Here is an 18377-nt window from a genome sequence, read left to right on the forward strand (position 1 = left end):
GCATGCCCGGACGCTTTTTATTCCCGCTGCTGCAGAAAGACAAAGAAAAAGACGAGGCCCAAGGGGGGGCACTCGTCTTTAAGGGGATGTTGCTCCACTAAAGATTTTAAGGGATGAGGTATAAAATCTCCAGAAGAGGAAACCGTTCTATTTCATCATAACCGCTGAACGTAAATCATTTATTGATTCATTGTAAATTGTTTGTAAATATTTAGAAATCCTGCCTGCTGGTATGGGAAGGAAAAGAAATAATAAAAGCTGTCCCTTCCCCTACTTGGCTCTCCACTCTTATTTTTCCTTTATGAGCCTCCACAAGATGCTTGACGATCGCCAGGCCAAGGCCTGTTCCTCCTGAATTTCTGCTTCTTGCTTTATCAACACGGTAAAACCTTTCAAAAATCCGGGGCTGCTCTTCCTTTGCAATCCCTATACCTGAATCCTGGATTCTCCAAAGCGTTTCTGTTTCTGACTGGGTAATTAGAATTTGGATGGAGCCGTGATCCGGCGTATAGCTGATAGCATTGTCCACCAAATTTATCATTACCTGCTTCAGCCGTCCTGCATCCCCTCTCATAACAATATTTTCATCGCACTGAATATCGATATGATGAGACTTGGATTCAAACTTCGGGCGCAGCAGGCTGACCGCTTCTCCGATTAATGACAAAGGAGCAATATCCTGCATATACAAATTAAAATGCTCCTGTTCGATCCGGGAAAGCTCGAGAAGATCAGAAATTAAATCCTGAAGACGATCGCTCTCATTCCATATTATTTCCAGAAACTGCCTGGTTAACTCCGGGTCGTGCATGGCTCCATCCAATAACGTTTCGGCGAAGCCTTTTAAAGAAGTAACCGGCGTTTTTAATTCATGAGAGACATTTGCTACAAAATCCTTGCGCACATTTTCCAGCTTCTTCAATTCTGAAATATCGTGCATGACTAATACAATTCCACGTATTTTATCCTGATCTCCTAAAATAGGCGCTCCGTAAACGTCATAGTGCTTAATTCCCGACGCAGCGGCAAGCTGCACCTGATCGCGGACTTTTACTTCTGTTAAAAAGATTTCCTGGATTAATTTAATCAGGTTTTTTTCTTCAATAACTTCATAATATAAGTAGTCCAGCCATTCATCCGTATCTACTTCAAAAATATCTTTGCAGTATTGATTAATCAGCGTTATGTCGCCGCGGTTGCTTATAAATATCAACCCGCTTCCCATGTGGTCAATTAACGCTTCCAGCCGCTCCTGCTGGGACTGATAGCTCGACGTAATCTGATCAAGGTTATACGCCGTCATGTTCATTGACCGGGTGAGCTGGCCGATTTCATCTTTCGAGTTGCTGTATGCTCTCGCTTTAAAATTACCCTTTGCCAGTTCCCGCGCCACGCTGGATACTTCGTCAATGGGGGCCGTCATTTGGTTGGCAATTCTAAACGCAATCGTTGAGATAATAATGAAAGCGACAGCAAAGCTGGCTGTAATAATCCAATACAACTGCGTGTTTACAGCTTCCACCTGATCCATCGGGAATGCCAGCCGGACATAACCGTCTTCAAAAGGCTCGGCATAGTAAAGCAGTCTTTCTCCGGACGTTTCGCTCACTCTGATATGATATCCATCTGCTTCTCCCGCATTCTGGATCTCCGGTCGTTCTAAATGATTCTCCATTTCAGAAGCTTCTGCGGTCGAATCACCTATTACCCCGCCGTTATTGTTTAAAATAGTGACGCGCACTTCCAGATCCTCTTCCACTCTGTCTGCAAATGCCTGCCACTCTTCCTGGTTTAGTTCTGTTATGGCCGTCGCCGTAAACCGGGCTTCTTTACTCAAACGTTCCACCAGCTGGTCCGTGTAATACCCCTGCATTAAGTTACTGATTAAAAACCCCAATGAAACAAGTACAAAAAAGATAGCTGTTATAATGCCAAGAATCAATCTCGTCCGAAATCGCTTCATGCGGAAGGAGGTCCCTCAAATTTATACCCCAGTCCTCTTATCGTTTTGATAAAAGTTGGTTTCTTGGCAGCTGGTTCGATTTTTTCACGAAGATGGCTGATATGTACATCTACAATGCGTGTATCGCCGACAAATTCATAATTCCATACGGCATTCAACAGCTGATCTCTTGTAAGAACCCGTCCTTTATTATTTGTTAAATACAATAGCAGTTCAAATTCTTTCGGAGTCAGTTCCAACGCCTTGCCATCTGCGATAACTTCATAGTTATCCGGATAGATCGTCAGATGCCCAATTACTTTCTTTTTCACTTCCTCTTTCACTTCGGTGCCTGCTGTATTGTCAACACGACGCAGAATAGCCTTCACCCGCGCAACAAGCTCTCTCGGGCTGAAAGGCTTCGTCATATAATCATCTGCCCCAAGTTCAAGACCCAGCACTTTATCAAATTCATCATCTTTTGCCGTAAGCATCAGGATCGGCATATGATATTTTTCCTGGCGTATCTGCCTGCAGACTTCAAGACCATCCATCTCCGGTATCATTAAATCCAGAACAATTAAGTCGTAGGATTCACTTTTCGCTTTCTGCAGGGCTTCTTTTCCATCCGAAGCCGTATCGATTGTAAAACCTGCCTGCTTTAAATTATACGTAATTAACGTAAGAATTGACTCTTCATCATCAACAACCAACAACCGCTGTGCCATTTTTTTCCCCCATTCGCTTTTATATACCCTAATTATAAAAGCATAACTTTGAACGAATTTCTTCTTCTTTTCTTCTATCTTACTATACTTTCTTCCGTTTGCTCAAATTCTTATCTTTTTATAATAATAAAAAAACGGCTCCCTTGAAGGGAACCGTTTTTTGTATTATTCAGCAGGCAGGGCTTCCATAACAGCTTTAACTGATTCAACCGATTTGGCCATGGCCGTCTTTTCATCTTCTGTGAGATCAAGCTCAATAATCTTCTCGATGCCATCGCCGCCAAGAACGGTAGGAACACCAAGATAAAGATCATTATAGCCGTATTCGCCTTCAAGATAGGCAATAGTAGGAATGATACGCTTCTTATCTTTCAGGATAGCTTCCACCATTTGTGTAATAGAAGCTCCAGGTGCGTAATACGCACTCCCGTTTCCAAGAAGGGAAACGATTTCGCCGCCGCCTTTTCTCGTTCTTTCGACGATAGCATCGATTCTTTCCTGGGAAAGAAGAGAAGTAAGCGGGACGCCTCCTACGCTGGAATAACGGATTAAAGGCACCATGTCATCGCCGTGTCCGCCAAGAACAAAGCCCTGTACATCTTCTACAGAATAGCCGAGCTCCTGAGAAACAAACGTGCGGAACCTTGCGGAATCCAATACGCCTGACTGCCCGATAACACGATTTTTAGGAAAACCAGATTCTTTATACACAGTGTACGTCATCGCATCCGCCGGATTTGTCAGAACAATAATATAACACTCCGGAGAATGCTTAACAATTTCCCGCGTTACCGACTTCATTATTTTTGCATTGGTGTTTACAAGATCATCTCTGCTCATACCGGGCTTTCTGGCAATACCGGCTGTAATAACTACTACGTCAGAACCTGCTGTATCTTTATAGTCTGATGTTCCAGTTACGTTCACATCAGCGCCCTGAACAGGCGTCGACTCAAGCATATCAAGAGCCTTTCCTTTAGTCGGGCCTTCCATGTCAGGAATGTCGACAAGAACGACATCTGCAAGTTCTTTCTGAGCAGTCATTATAGCTGTTGTTGCACCTGTAAAACCACTACCGATAACGGATACTTTTCTGCGTTTAATAGCCATCTTTATTTCCTCCCAGTATCGTAATTACATGTTTTTGATAAGAGCATCTCCAAATTCAGAGCATTTTACTTCCGTAGCGCCATCCATTAAACGGGCAAAGTCATATGTTACTACTTTGCTTGCAATGGTCTTGTCCATAGAACCAAGTACAAGATCAGCTGCTTCGTTCCAGCCTAGGTGGCGGAGCATAAGCTCTCCGGAAAGAATAACAGAAGATGGATTCACTTTATCAAGTCCTGCATACTTAGGAGCTGTACCGTGTGTTGCTTCAAAGATCGCGTGGCCTGTTTCATAGTTAATGTTTGCACCAGGTGCAATACCAATACCGCCGACCTGTGCTGCAAGAGCATCAGATACATAGTCACCGTTAAGGTTCATTGTTGCTACAACATCAAATTCTTTTGGACGTGTAAGAATCTGCTGAAGGAAGATATCAGCAATCGAATCTTTTACGATGATTTTGCCGTCTTTTTCTGCTTTATCCTGTGCTTCATTTGCTGCTTCTTTTCCTTCTTTTTCTACAATTTCATCATACTGAGCCCATGTGAAGACTTTTTCGCCGTACTCTCTTTCAGCAAGCTCATAGCCCCATGTCTTAAAGGCACCTTCCGTAAACTTCATGATGTTACCTTTATGCACAAGCGTTACTGTCTTAAGATTTTCTTCAAGTGCATAATCAATTGCTGAGCGGACAAGGCGCTCTGTACCTTCTTTAGAGATAGGCTTAATTCCAATACCGGATGTTTCAGGGAAGCGGATGCCGGTTACTCCCATTTCTTTCTGAAGAAAATCAATAACCTTCTTCGCATCATCTGTTCCCTGCTTGTACTCAATTCCTGCATAAATATCTTCCGTGTTCTCGCGGAAAATAACCATGTTAACGTCTTCAGGACGCTTAACTGGTGAAGGTACATTAGTGAAGTGACGAACAGGACGAAGGCACGTGAAAAGATCCAGACGCTGACGCAGGGCTACGTTCAATGAACGGATTCCTCCGCCGATTGGAGTAGTTAATGGTCCTTTGATAGCAATAAGGTATTCACGGATTGCCTCAAGGGACTCTTCCGGAAGCCACTCTCCTGTTTTGTTATATGCTTTTTCTCCAACGAGAATTTCTTTCCAGTGGATTTTCTTTTCGCCATTGTAAGCTTTCTCAACGGCAGCATCCAATACTTTTTCAGCTGCAGCCCAGATGTCCGGTCCAATACCGTCACCTTCAATATAAGGAATTACCGGATTATTTGGTACGTTTAATACTCCGTCATTTGTTGTAATTTTTTGTCCATTAGCCATTTCAAAAAAACCTCCTACTTAGAATAAGTGAACCACTATTTATTTTAATGTTGTCCTGCGGCAGAGTAAAGAGAATAAAGGAAATCCTTTATTCTCTTACTATTGCAATGCCGCTATTATCTTTGATCCATCGGCACGTACTTCTGCTTATCCGGTCCTACATAATCAGCGCGTGGGCGGATTAAGCGGTTATCGCTGTACTGTTCCAGAATATGGGCCAGCCAGCCGGAAGCACGGCTTGTTGCAAAGATAGGGGTAAACAAATCGTGATCAATGCCAAGGCTGTGGTAAACAGAAGCAGAATAGAAGTCCACGTTTGGAAGAAGACCTTTTTCATTGGTTACAACTTCTTCTACTTTCAAGGACATATCATACCACTTCGTTTCGCCGGTTACTTTCGTAAGGCGCTCGGACATATCACGCAGATGCTTCGCTCTTGGATCGCCCTGCTTGTAGACACGGTGTCCAAATCCCATGATTTTTTCTTTGTTCGCCATAGCTTTTTTAATGTAATCTTCAGCCTTATCCGGCTCACCGATTTCAGAAAGCATAGCCATAACTTTTTCGTTGGCACCGCCGTGCAGCGGGCCTTTTAAAGCTCCAATAGCCGATGTCACACCGGAATAAATATCGGAGAGTGTTGCTACACAGACACGTGCAGTGAATGTGGAAGCGTTCAGCTCATGATCAGCATGAAGAACGAGCGCTTTATTAAACGCTGTAATAGACGTTTCGTCCGGCTCTTCCCCATTCAGCATGTAAAGGAAGTTAGCTGCAAAACCAAGGTCTGCCTTTGGAGCGATCGGCTCTTTTCCTTCACGAATGCGGGAGAAGCCCGTAACGATTGCAGGAATCTGCGCCTGAATCTTTACTGCTTTACGCTTATTCGCTTCCTCGTTCATTTCATCTGCTTCGTCATCATACAAGCCGAGCTGGGATACAGCTGTGCGAAGCGCAGCCATCGGATGTACTTTTTCGATTGGATACTGTTTCATAAAGTCAAATATCTCTTTTGGAACATCCATATTTGCAGCAAGATCTTTAGTGAGTTCGTTTAATTCATTTTCCTTTGGCAGGTGTCCATTCCAAAGTAAATAAATCACTTCCTCAAATGTAGCATTATCTGCAAGATCATCAATATCAAATCCCTGGTAAGTCAGGACATCATCAATGATGGAACTGACGCTTGAGGTAGTTGCTACTACCCCTTCAAGACCGCGTGTTGTACTCATTTTAAAAACATCTCCTTTACCTTAAAGTATGATTTCCAAATTCTTTGAAAATCGAAAATGCTTACATTTCCATGAATTGTAAAAAGTGCCACTCTTTTTTTTAACTAGAATGGTTAGTCTGTTTACTACACAGAGTACCCTTCCCTTAAAGGCTCGATCATAATCATCATCATTCCGGATTCCTGATATAGGTGAGATTCATTATAAGCTAACTATGTAGGAAGGACTTTCACCTACTCATTATAACCATATTTCATGAATTTGTGAATCAAAGTACACAAAAAAATAACATTCCTCTCTGTGAGGGCTGATGCAGGAAGTTCTTCTCATTATCCGGCTCCGGACGAAGAAAAGAATTCCACCACTTTCATCGCTGTATAGGCAATGCCTGCTCCGATAAGCGGACCCACAGCAACTCCATTAAACAAAACAACAGCCAGAATGGTTCCAAATACAAGGGCCGCTGTAATATGCGGATCGTTTGCAAGGAGCACCACCCCGCCTTTAGCTATAACGGCTACCGCTATGCCCGCGGCAAGTGCGATCCACGCGTAGGAAGATCTGGCTGCCTCCCCAAGCTGGCTGAATCCGATTTCCCCGGTCATGATAGGGATAAGAACCGTAAATGTAAGAATAGTAACCGCTATCGTGATACCTTTAGACTGCATAAACGGAAATACTTTATCACCCAGTCCTGCATAATGAATAACCAGTAACGCAACAATAGCAATAATCAACGTCTGGTTTTTTGCAATAATGCTGACTGCCAACAGAACCAGCATAAAAAGTGAACCCGATGAAAACATTCCAATCCCTTCCCTCTCTAAAATGGTTCTTTTCCATCCATATGTAAAGATCCGGACGCCTCTTTTCGTTCTATAAGCAAAAAAAGGCCCACTTTTCCAAGCGGGCCGGATCGTATTTCACTTACCTTCTTGTTACAACCACTGTTCCGTTCCGCAGCATCCGGTTCAATATCTTTTGGAAAAGAGCTTTGGCCGAACCGCGAGTTACCGGGAGAAGAAGCAAAAAGCCGGTCAAGTCTGTTATAAAACCGGGAGTAAGCAAAAATGCGCTCCCAAGCAGAATACATGCCCCGTCCATTGCAAGGCTGCCTGGAATTTCTCCGTTCTGCATCTGCAGCTGGGCAGTTCTAATCGTTTGCAGACCTTCTTTTTTAGCCAGCCATGCACCTATAATACCTGTAAGAATAATAAGAATTATCGTCGGCCAGATTCCAATAACATTTCCTGCGAGAATGAGCACGCCTACTTCAGCGGCTGGAATGATGATAAGCAGCAAGAGGAGCCATTTCATTTAATTCTCTCCTTTTTTTCTCTTATTTATTTATTATATACGGAATAAGCCGCCCCGTATAGCAGGGCGGCTTTTTACCGTACATTTCTTTAAAGGACGCTTGCGTGGCCGCGGTAAATATCGCCGCGTGCGCCGTCCACTGTAATTTCTTCTCCGTCTTCAAATAAATCTGTAGCCTGGTCTACTCCAACGATTACAGGAATACCGAGCGTAAGTCCGACTACGGCTGCATGCGAAGTTAATCCGCCTTCTTCTGTAATAACGGAAGAGGCCTGTTCGAATGCCGGCATCATATCTTTATCTGTGCCATACGTTATCAGAATAGCCCCGGGTACCATCTTCTGTTTTGCTTCTTCAGCGTTTTTGGCAATGACTACTTTGCCGGAAGCCGTTTTTCTGCCAATGCCCTGTCCTTTAGCAGCAACTTCACCAATCACGTGAACTTTCATAATGTTTGTCGTTCCTGATTCACCTACAGGAACACCTGCGGTAATGACAACAAGATCTCCATGTTCTACACGGCCGCTTTTCAGCGCTTCTGTTACGGTGATATCAAGCATCTCATCCGTTGTTTTTGCTGCAGCGCCATGAATAGCCTTAACTCCCCAGACGAGCGCAAGTTTTCTTACAACGCCTGGATTGCTCGATACCGCAATAATCGGTGATTCCGGACGGTATTTAGATACAATTCTTGCAGTATTTCCGCTTTCCGTAGCAGATAAAATAGCGGCAGCATTTAAATTAAAAGCCGTGTGGGAAACAGCCTGGCTGATAGAGTTTGTAATCGAAACCCGGCTTTCTTTCGTTCTTTGGCTTAAAATGTTTTTATACTTTAATGCTGTTTCCGTTTTGCGGGCGATATTGCTCATCGTCTGAACAGATTCAACTGGATAATCACCAGCTGCTGTTTCTCCGGACAGCATAATAGCGTCCGTGCCGTCAAAGATAGCGTTCGCTACGTCACTTGCTTCTGCTCTTGTCGGACGAGGATTGCGCTGCATCGAATCAAGCATCTGAGTGGCGGTAATAACCGGTTTTGCCAGCGTATTACATTTTTTGATCAGCTCTTTCTGGGCAAGCGGTACATCTTCCGGCGGTATTTCTACGCCAAGGTCTCCACGGGCTACCATCAGACCATCCGATACTTCAAGAATGGAATCTATATTGTCAATTCCTTCCTGATTTTCGATCTTTGGAACAATTTGAATGTCTTCTGCTCCATGCTTTTCAAGAAGTTCTCTTATTTCAAGTACATCAGATGCTCTTCTGACGAAAGAAGCAGCAATAAAGTCCACACCCTGCTTAATACCAAATTCAATGTCAGCTGCGTCTTTATCGGTAATACCCGGAAGATTTACGCTGACATTAGGAAGGTTAACGCCTTTTTTATTCTTCAGCTCTCCGTTATTGAGCACTCTTGTACGAAGGTCTTTTCCTTGTATTTCAAGTACTTCCAGTTCAATTAATCCATCATCAAGAAGAATTTTCTTGCCTGGCTCCAAATCATCAGAAAGCCCTGCATAGGTTACGGAAATTTTTTCAGTCGTGCCTTCTACTTCCTCAGCTGACACAATCAGATCTTGTCCTTTTTCCAGGTTAATGGCGCCGCCGGCCATTGTGTGGGTACGGATTTCGGGACCTTTCGTATCTAAAAGGATCGCTACGTTTTTTTCCAGCCTTGCCGAAACCTCACGAAGATTATCAATTCGTGCCTGATGTTCAGCAAAATCGCCATGAGAGAAATTCAGCCTGGCGACATTCATGCCGGCCTTCATTAATTTTTCCAGGATCACCGGGTCTTCACTTGCCGGTCCTATAGTACAAACTATCTTTGTTTTTCTCATCTTATTCCTCCTAGTATTTAATACATTGTTTCTGGATTATATAGATAATTCCTGGGAAAGACGGTATATATCTTTATCAATGGTGTGCGTTTGACTAAGTGCGCTTTCGATGCTCTGCGATACAATTTTATTCTCACGGATTCCTACCATCTCACCCTGCTTCCCTTCGATTAGAAGCTCCACTGCCCTGGCACCAAGACGACTGGCAAGCACACGATCTGAGCCGGTCGGCGAGCCTCCACGCTGAATGTGGCCGAGAACAGTAACTCTTGTTTCCAGCTGTGTAGCGTCTTCAATCCTTTTAGCGAACTCAGGACCGCTGCCTACTCCTTCTGCAACGATAATAATGCTGTGTTTCTTGCCGCGCTGATTGCCGCGATCCAAACGGGCGAGTATCTGCTCCATATCGTAAGGTTCTTCAGGAATAATAATCGTTTCTGCCCCGTCAGCAAGACCTGCCCATAAAGCAAGATCTCCGGCATTTCTACCCATTACTTCGATTACATACGTACGCTCATGGGAAGTGGCGGTATCACGTATTTTATCAATTGCATCAATGACTGTGTTAAGAGCCGTGTCAAATCCAATTGTGAAATCAGTACCTGGAATATCATTATCAATCGTACCCGGGACTCCGATAGTAGGATAACCAAGCTCTGTAAGCTTCTGTGCACCTCGGAAGGAACCATCGCCTCCGATAACGACAAGGCCTTCGATTCCTTTTTTGTTTAATTCATTTACTGCAATTTCCCGGCCTTCGGGTGTTCTAAATTCTTCACATCGTGCTGTATATAATTTCGTGCCGCCTTTTTGGATAATATCACCGACATCACCTAATTGCATTTGTTCAATATTCCCGCTTATCAGGCCGGCATAGCCGTTTTTCACGCCATATACTTCCAGGCCGTGAAAAATCGACTTTCTTACGACCGCTCTAATAGCAGCATTCATGCCGGGAGAGTCTCCTCCACTGGTCAATACTCCGATACGTTTCATTTTTAAATTATCCCCTTCCACATCGTATTATACGTTACCATCTCATTCATGAAAAATGTAGCTTTTTCTTTTTTTTAGATCAAAAGGAAAAGTGCCTTCTGCTGTTAAGTCAGAAAGCACTAGGGTTATCTGCAGGAATGATAGCGCTGTCATCGTTAAATTCCCCGATATTTTTGAACTTTTCGTAGCGCTGCTCAATGAGTTCTTCCCCGCTCATCTTATTCAGCTCGTCTATTGAAGCTTTTAGTATTTTATCTATCTGCTTCGCCTGCTCTGCTACATTATGATGGGCGCCTCCCCTGATTTCCGGAATAACCTCATCAATAATTTCCATTTTTTTGAGGTCAGGTGCTGTAATTTTCATGGTTTCCGCTGCTTTTTTTGCATGAGCGGAATCTTTCCATAATAATGCGGCTGCGCCCTCCGGAGAAATAACAGAGTATGTAGAATTCTCCAGCATGTGAATGTGATTGCCTACTCCCAGAGCAAGAGCTCCGCCGCTTCCGCCTTCACCGATAACGATGCTGACGATCGGAACGCTGAATCCAGCCATTTCCAGGAGGTTTCTGGCAATTGCTTCGCTTTGGCCTCGCTCTTCTGCAGCTTTTCCGGGATAAGCGCCTTTTGTATCAATCAGGCATATAATCGGCCGATTGAATTTCTCCGCCTGCTTCATTAAGCGGAGCGCTTTTCGGTATCCTTCCGGATGCGGCATACCAAAATTCCGGCGCAGATTCTCTTTCGTGTCTTTGCCCCGCTGGTGGCCGATAACGGTTACCGGACGCCCGTGATAAAATGCAATGCCGCCTACAATGGCTTCATCGTCTCCGTACAGCCGGTCGCCATGCATTTCCATAAATCCTGTGCACAGCTCATTAATATAATCAAGCGAAGTCGGCCGCTCTGCGTGCCTTGCAATCTGGACGCGCTGCCATGGCTTTAAATTACCATATATTTCGTCTTCAAGCTGTTCCAGGCGGCTTTCCAGCTTATCTATTTCTCCACTCATGTCTATTTCTTTATCTTTTGTAAATTCTTTTAGTTCGTTGATTTTCTCACGAAGCTCCACTACGGGCTTCTCAAAGGGAAGATGGTTCATGCAGCCTCCTCCTTTCTCTATATTACGTTCTGTGAATAGCCAGAATGGCGCTCAGTTTTTCTCTCATATCTGTTCGTGATATCACGTCATCAAGCTGGCCGTGCTTCAAAAGAAACTCAGCTGTCTGAAAATCTTCCGGCAGTTCCTGCCTGATCGTCTGTTCAATAATACGGCGGCCCGCAAACCCAATTAATGCGCCAGGCTCTGCAAAATTATAATCACCTAGAGAAGCAAAGCTTGCTGAAACTCCTCCGGTAGTGGGATGTGTCATGATAGATATAAACAACAGCCCTTCACGGTCCAGCTTCTTTAAAGCAGCGCTTGTTTTTGCCATCTGCATTAAACTAAGCACACCTTCCTGCATTCTTGCCCCGCCTGAAGAAGAAAACATAACAAACGGTACGCCATCAGCTGCGGCCTCTTCAATAGCACGTGCTATTTTTTCTCCTACTACCGATCCCATGCTTCCCATGCGGAACCTGGAATCCATAACGCCGGCTACGACAGGATGACTGTCTATTGTTCCTTTTCCGGTAACGACCGCTTCATGCAGATCTGTTTTTTTCTTATCCTGTTCTACTTTTTTCATGTAGTCAGGAAAACCGAGCGGATCCGAAGAAACCAAATACGTATTGATCTCGGAAAAAGTGCCCTCGTCGAAAAGGCCTTCAATTCTCTCCGGAGCAGTAATCGGCATATGATGCTGGCAGTTCATGCATACCATTTGATGTTTACGCAGTTCTTTCGTGTAAACAATGGTTTTACATGAAGGACATTTTGTCATAACTCCTTCATTCATACTGGCAGGCTGCTGCCTTTCAGGAGGCACTGTAGCATATCTTCTTTTTTTATTAAAAAAATCTTTTAACACGCGTACACCTTCTTTGCTTTCCTATAAAGAATGTCTATTTTTTTAAAACAGAAATAAGCAGATTCACAAATAAACGGATAGAAAGCGACCGATATGCGTTAACGATCGCTTTCTTTCCGTAAACATTTCTCTTATTTTATCACGTAGCCTGTTATATATGGGAATAAATTTTAAATTAATCTTTATCGATAATAGAAAGGCGGCGTGTTTTTTCAGCCACTTCCTCCGGATCAACTTCTTTACGGGCTACTCCTGTTTCCATTGCTGTTTTAGCTACGGCTGCTGCCACTGCAGGGGCAACTCTTCCGTCGAATGGATTCGGAATAACGTAATCTTCCGAAAGATCGTTGTCTGCAATTAAATCAGCGATGGCATATACGGCTGCTTTTTTCATTTCTTCGTTAATGTGCGTAGCGTTTACGTCAAGCGCTCCTCTGAAAATACCCGGGAATGCAAGAACGTTATTAATCTGGTTAGGAAAGTCTGATCTTCCTGTTCCAATTACGTGGGCTCCGGCCTCTTTAGCCTCATGAGGCATGATTTCCGGATCCGGGTTGGCCATTGCAAAAATAATAGGATCTGCATTCATTGTCTGTACCATTTCTTTTGTCAATGCGCCTGCTACGGATACCCCGATAAATACGTCTGTATTTTTGATGATATCTTTAAGTTCTCCTGAAGCCTTATCTTTATTTGTTACTTTAGCAACCGCTGCTTTTACGTCATTCATTCCAAAAGAACGGCCTTCATAAATAGCCCCTTTGGAATCACAGAGAATAACGTCACGTACGCCAAGACGCTGCAAAAGCTTGATAATGGCAATACCAGCAGATCCGGCTCCATTAATCACAACGCGGATTTCAGAAATCGGCTTGCCGTTAAGCTTCAATGCGTTAATCAGGCCGGCTGCTGTAACGATGGCTGTTCCATGCTGATCGTCATGAAATACAGGTATGTTCGTTTCTTTTTTTAAGCGTTCTTCTATAATAAAGCAGTTAGGAGCCGCTATGTCTTCTAAGTTAACGCCGCCGAAAGTTGGTGACATCAGCTTAACGGTTTCTACAATTTTGTCTACATCTGTTGTATCAAGGCAGATTGGGAATGCATCTACACCTGCAAACGATTTAAAAAGGACAGCTTTTCCTTCCATTACGGGAAGAGAAGCTTCGGGACCGATGTTTCCAAGACCTAACACGGCAGTACCATCTGTCACAACAGCAACCATGTTTCCCTTCATCGTATATTCAAATACTTTCTGCTTGTCTTCAAAGATAGCTTTACACGGTTCAGCCACACCCGGTGAATACGCTAAACTTAAGTCTCTGGAATTGCGGACGGGTACTTTAATTCCTGATTCAAGCTTCCCCTGATTTGCTCGATGAATATGAAGGGCTTCTTCTCTTGTCGTTGGCACGTAATCCACTCTCCTTTTATATAACTGCGTTTACTCTATAGGGCAAGTTTTTCGATAACTTGCAAAACTTCTTTAATTATAACAGATCAAACAAACTAGTTCATCATTCCGAGGGTTTAAAAACAATAAATTCTTTCGGAATATATTTTTCCATTTCTTTCATAAAATGGAGGTTTGGCGATGCTTTCAAATGACTGCCCAGCTGCACTGTCTCTCTTGTACGTTCATAAAAAACGTTCACAGCCACAGGACCAGGATACTGGTTTACTACTTTTTTCACCTGTTTTATTACGCCTTGTTTTTCCAGGTGTTCGTCTACTTTTAACCAGAGCATAGACCGGCTCTGGGCATGGAGTTCCGGCAGACTCAGGACAGCTTCTGCAATAATCTGGAGGCTGCGTCCCTTTGCTTCTGTTCTTCCCTGGATGAGCATCGGTACTCTCTGTTCGATCAGCGGCCTGACTTTCCGGTAGACAAATGGAAATATTACTACTTCTGCCGAAGCATCTCCGTCCGTTATCGTAAGAAATGCCATTTTTTCTCCCTTTTTTGTCCGGATTTCCCTGCACTCTTCTTCAATACCTGCGACCCATATTTTTTTCAGGCCTTCTTTAATATTTCCCAGTTCTGCCAGTTGATAGGAAGGCAGAAAATGGCTGTATTCATCCAGAGGATGTCCGCTTAAATAAAGGCCGGTTGCTTCTTTTTCTGCTTCGTAAGCTTCCTTGGCGGTATATGGTTCGGCCTCCACATAACGGAAATCCTCGTCTCCGGAATCGATAAGACCTCCCAGCTCTCTTTGAAACCCGGCAAACTCCAGAGCACGGTCAATAGAGGCAAGCAGCACCGTCCGGTTTTTACCCCATTCATCACAGGCTCCGGATTTAATGAGCATTTCCAGACCGCTTCGTCCAAATTCTTTTATGTTAACACGGATACAGAAGTCAATTAAGTCTTTAAACGGCCCTTTTTTCCGTTCTTCTATAAGCGAATACACTGCTTTGTTTCCAACCTGCCTGATCATGTTAAATCCAAACAGAATCTGTTCTTTTTCCAGTTTGAACGTAGAATAACTTCTGTTTATAGAGGGAGGCAGAAACGTGATTCCGCTCTTTTCCGCTTCCCTTTTGTACTGACCGAGTTTGCTTTTATTGTGCACGTGAAGAGTCAGAAGGACCGTATAAAAAACGGCCGGCTCGTTGGCTTTTATATAAGCCAGCTGATAGGAGATAACGCTGTATGCAACAGCGTGGCTTTTATTAAAGCCGTAATCGGCAAAACGGACGATCGTATCATACACATTCGAAGCCGTATCCGAACTGTATCCCTTCTGCACAGCTCCGCTAATAAACGCTTCCCTCTCTTTTTCCAGCACTTCTCTTTTTTTCTTGCTGACCGCCCGCCGGAGAAGATCAGCCTGTCCATAGGAATATCCGGCCATCAGTGCAGCTATCTGCATAATTTGTTCCTGATAAACAATAACCCCATAGGTGTCGCCTAAAATCGGCTCCAGATCCGGATGGGGGAACTCCGTTTTTTCTTTCCCATGTTTACGGGCTGCATAATTAGGAATAAACTCCATTGGACCCGGACGGTACAATGCGTTTACCGCTGTAATATCTTCAAATCGATCCGGACGGATCTGCTGAAGGGCTTTTTTCATTCCGTCGGACTCCAGCTGAAAGACGCCATCTGTGTTTCCTTGAGCCAGCAGGGCAAAAGCCGCGGCGTTATCAAGAGACAGGTTCCGAAGCGAAAACTGATGATCTTTTCGTTTTATCAATTCTTCCATACGCTGCAGCATCGATAAATTCCTCAGGCCGAGGAAATCGATTTTCGTCAATCCCTGTGCTTCGAGTACTCCCATAGGATATTGAGTTACCGGCACATTGCCCTCTTTGTAAAGCAGTGGAACATGATCTGTTAATTCGTGTCTGCTGACAATAACACCGGCGGCATGTACTGAAGTATGCCTGGGCATTCCCTCTATCTGAGCAGCCAGTTTCATCACAGCTGCAGCCGCTTTTTCCCGTGTAATAAATGCTTTCATGTCTGCGTTTTCCTGAATTGTTTCCGCTATGGTTTTCTGGCGGCCCGGCTGGGCGGGGATGTAGCCGGCCAGTTTTTCGATCAGCGCCTGCGGCGTTTCCAGTATTCTTCCGATATCACGGATCGCCGCTCTAGCCCCAAACGTTCCGAAGGTGCCGATCTGTGCTACGTGGGAAACACCGTACTTTTCCGCCGTATATCGAATCACTTCATCGCGCCGGTCATCTTGAAAATCAATATCAATATCCGGAAAACTGATCCGGTCCGGATTTAAAAAACGTTCAAACAAAAGTTCATGCTTCAAGGGATCCACATCTGTTATTTCCAGCACATAGGCGGCAAGGGATCCTGCCGCAGATCCTCTTCCCGGCCCTACAGCAATACCGGCTGTCCGGGCAAATTGTATAAAATCCTGCACGATTAGAAAATAATCGGCAAATCCGGTGTTTTCTATAATAGTTAATTCATAGGTCAGCCTTTCTTCCGCTTGAGCGGAAGGGACGCTGAACCTTTTTTTCAAACCTTCCCGGCATAAGTAATTTAATTCTTCGACTGAATTATTTTTATATTGAAGAGGAAAAGAGGGCAGTGAAGGCGTCGATGGGCGGAGGGTGACAGCGCAGGCATCAGCAATCCGCACGGCGTTCGCGGCAGCTTCGCGCTGCATTTCCGACTCCTGGGGAAAAGGCGTGAGCGCATGTTCCGGAATGTCACTCCGATCCATCTCCCGCACAGGAATCCCTTGTTTCACAGCCTGGAGTGCTATTAATGCTTTGTATTCTTTTTGATCCGCCATTCGGACATTGTTTCCTGCAACAACCGGCAGATCAAAGGAGCGTGCGGCTTCTTTCCACTCTTCCAGGCCGGCTGTACCTTCTTCTTCCGGCCACTCTAGATAAAGCCTTCCCGCTGCTACTGTATCTTTGTATTTTTCCAGCGTATCTTTCACCCAGCCTTTTTCTTTAAGCCGGATCCAGTACGCCGCTTCACTTTCTTCCCATGGAAGAACAGCAAATAAATGATCTGTTCTTCCCGCTAGATCATCCAGGGATAAGGACCTGCGCTGGCTTTCCGAAGACAAACGCATCAATTCCTGATAGCCTTTGTCATTTTCGGCGTATAGAGAAAGGCAGAATGCGTCCTGGTGCACCCCTTTGAGCGTGAGCTCTATTCCAATAACAGGCTTGATCCCTGCTTCCATGCAGGCATTATAAAATGGCACTGCTCCAAACATTGTATTGGTGTCTGTAAGACCCAGAGCTTCTATACGATGGTACCCGGCCGTTTCAACCAGTTTGTTTATACGGGCCGTACTGTACAACAGACTGTATTCGCTATGTATATGAAGCCTTACTTCCTTCATCGTTACCCTCCTTTCCTGATCACTGTTCTTTCTTTAGTATGCCCCGCTTTTTTTCCAAAAACAAGAAATCTACATGGCACAAAGCCGCCTTATAAAAGGCGGCCAGTGAGTAAAAATGTTTCATTTCAAAGGATTAAGTCTGCTGCTCCTGACAGAGACTGTTTAACTCTTCTATGATTGCTTTTGTTTCTGCCAGATCCTCTGCTTTTGCCCCGGAAGCATTAGGATGTCCGCCCCCGTTATGACGGGCGGCTAATTCATTGATAACTATTCTTTTAGAGCGGAGCCTTACCCGATAGCTGCCATCTTCATTTTCCACGAAGAAAACCCACGCTTTAATGCCTTCCACATCAGCGAACACATTCATCAGTGCAGAGGAGCCGTTTATGGTTACGTTATATTCCTTGAGAAGAGACTGCGTTAAATACATCACTCCTACACCGTTCGCAGATAGTTCAAAGTCAGACAGCACTTTTCCTTTAAGACGGACGAGCGTTTCTTCACTGCTGTAGAATCCGGCAAAAAGGGAAGCCGGATCAATTGGATACTTCAATGCTTCCGCAGCCATCTGCAGCGTTTTTGGAGTTGTGTTGGAATGCTGGAAGCGCCCCGTATCGCCGATAATGCCCGCGTAGAAAAGCCGGGCGGCTTCCGCCGGGATCTCCCAGGCTTTTTCTTCTTTGAGCCACAGTGCAAAAGACATCATCATTTCGCACGTCGAGCTTGATTTGGTATCCACCCAGGAAGGCTCTCCATATACGTCCACTTCGGGATGGTGGTCAATTTTAGCCATCTGTCCTGCTTTATCCCATCCGCTTCCATCTATTCGTTCTCTATTTGCTGTATCACAGATAATATACAGGGACTTTTCAAGCAGGGCTGCTGTTTCTTCACTCATAGACACTAGAAAAGAGAGGCCCGGCTCGTCCTCCCCCTGCATGACTACATGCTTTGCCGGTTCGTTATGCTTGATTAAAGCGGCAAGACCTCCCTGTGAGCCAAGGGCGTCCGGATCCGGCTTTTCATGCCTTAAAATAACAATGTTCTCATAGCTTTGTATCGCTTCATATATTTGCTGCATTATACTGCTCATACTAATTCTCCTTTTCTAATGTTCTG

Annotated in this window: 14 protein-coding genes; all 14 read right to left on the reverse strand. The window is 44.5% G+C overall.

Going from position 1 to position 18377, the window contains the following annotated elements:
• Positions 1-211 precede the first annotated feature (211 nt).
• The 14 genes from pnpS to ATL39_RS07195 all read right to left on the reverse strand — a co-directional run bounded on the left by pnpS (position 212) and on the right by ATL39_RS07195 (position 18351).
• Positions 212-1963 carry a two-component system histidine kinase PnpS gene (pnpS, locus tag ATL39_RS07130; protein WP_120192596.1) on the reverse strand — a complete coding sequence of 584 codons (1752 nt, stop codon included), beginning with the start codon at positions 1961-1963 and terminating at the stop codon, positions 212-214.
• Positions 1960-2670, reverse strand: coding sequence for a response regulator transcription factor (locus tag ATL39_RS07135; RefSeq protein WP_120192597.1), 711 nt, complete (start codon positions 2668-2670; stop codon positions 1960-1962). The genes pnpS and ATL39_RS07135 overlap by 4 nt, the downstream gene beginning before the upstream one ends.
• Before the next feature lie 165 nt (positions 2671-2835).
• Positions 2836-3780 carry a malate dehydrogenase gene (gene mdh / locus ATL39_RS07140; protein ID WP_120192598.1) on the reverse strand — a complete coding sequence of 315 codons (945 nt, stop codon included), beginning with the start codon at positions 3778-3780 and terminating at the stop codon, positions 2836-2838.
• Between the two features lie 24 nt (positions 3781-3804).
• Positions 3805-5073, reverse strand: a complete 1269-nt coding sequence (gene icd / locus ATL39_RS07145; RefSeq protein WP_120192599.1) for an NADP-dependent isocitrate dehydrogenase — start codon at positions 5071-5073, stop codon at positions 3805-3807.
• Positions 5074-5189: 116 nt separating this feature from the next.
• Positions 5190-6305, reverse strand: a complete 1116-nt coding sequence (gene citZ, locus ATL39_RS07150; protein WP_120192600.1) for a citrate synthase — start codon at positions 6303-6305, stop codon at positions 5190-5192.
• A 329-nt stretch (positions 6306-6634) separates the two neighbouring features.
• On the reverse strand, positions 6635-7111 hold the full coding sequence (locus tag ATL39_RS07155) for a DUF441 domain-containing protein (protein ID WP_120192601.1): 477 nt from the start codon (positions 7109-7111) through the stop codon (positions 6635-6637).
• Between the two features lie 121 nt (positions 7112-7232).
• On the reverse strand, positions 7233-7622 hold the full coding sequence (locus ATL39_RS07160; protein WP_120192602.1) for an FxsA family protein: 390 nt from the start codon (positions 7620-7622) through the stop codon (positions 7233-7235).
• Positions 7623-7711: 89 nt separating this feature from the next.
• Positions 7712-9466, reverse strand: coding sequence for a pyruvate kinase (pyk, locus tag ATL39_RS07165; RefSeq protein ID WP_120192603.1), 1755 nt, complete (start codon positions 9464-9466; stop codon positions 7712-7714).
• Positions 9467-9502: 36 nt separating this feature from the next.
• Positions 9503-10462, reverse strand: coding sequence for a 6-phosphofructokinase (pfkA, locus tag ATL39_RS07170; RefSeq protein ID WP_120192604.1), 960 nt, complete (start codon positions 10460-10462; stop codon positions 9503-9505).
• A gap of 109 nt (positions 10463-10571) precedes the next feature.
• Positions 10572-11561, reverse strand: a complete 990-nt coding sequence (accA, locus tag ATL39_RS07175; RefSeq protein WP_120192605.1) for an acetyl-CoA carboxylase carboxyl transferase subunit alpha — start codon at positions 11559-11561, stop codon at positions 10572-10574.
• A 22-nt stretch (positions 11562-11583) separates the two neighbouring features.
• Positions 11584-12432 carry an acetyl-CoA carboxylase, carboxyltransferase subunit beta gene (accD, locus tag ATL39_RS07180; protein ID WP_120192606.1) on the reverse strand — a complete coding sequence of 283 codons (849 nt, stop codon included), beginning with the start codon at positions 12430-12432 and terminating at the stop codon, positions 11584-11586.
• Positions 12433-12607: 175 nt separating this feature from the next.
• Positions 12608-13846: an NADP-dependent malic enzyme gene (gene ystJ, locus ATL39_RS07185; protein ID WP_120192607.1), complete on the reverse strand. Its 1239-nt coding sequence runs from the start codon at positions 13844-13846 to the stop codon at positions 12608-12610.
• Between the two features lie 103 nt (positions 13847-13949).
• Entirely contained in the window at positions 13950-17258 is a 3309-nt protein-coding gene (gene dnaE / locus ATL39_RS07190; RefSeq protein WP_120192608.1) for a DNA polymerase III subunit alpha, read from the reverse strand.
• Positions 17259-17391: 133 nt separating this feature from the next.
• A complete protein-coding gene (locus tag ATL39_RS07195; protein WP_245960937.1) occupies positions 17392-18351 on the reverse strand; it encodes a DHH family phosphoesterase in 960 nt (319 codons plus the stop codon).
• Between the last annotated feature and the right edge of the window lie 26 nt (positions 18352-18377).

The sequence above is a fragment of the Sinobaca qinghaiensis genome (assembly GCF_003610495.1).
Classification (GTDB): Bacteria; Bacillota; Bacilli; order Bacillales; family Marinococcaceae; genus Sinobaca; species Sinobaca qinghaiensis.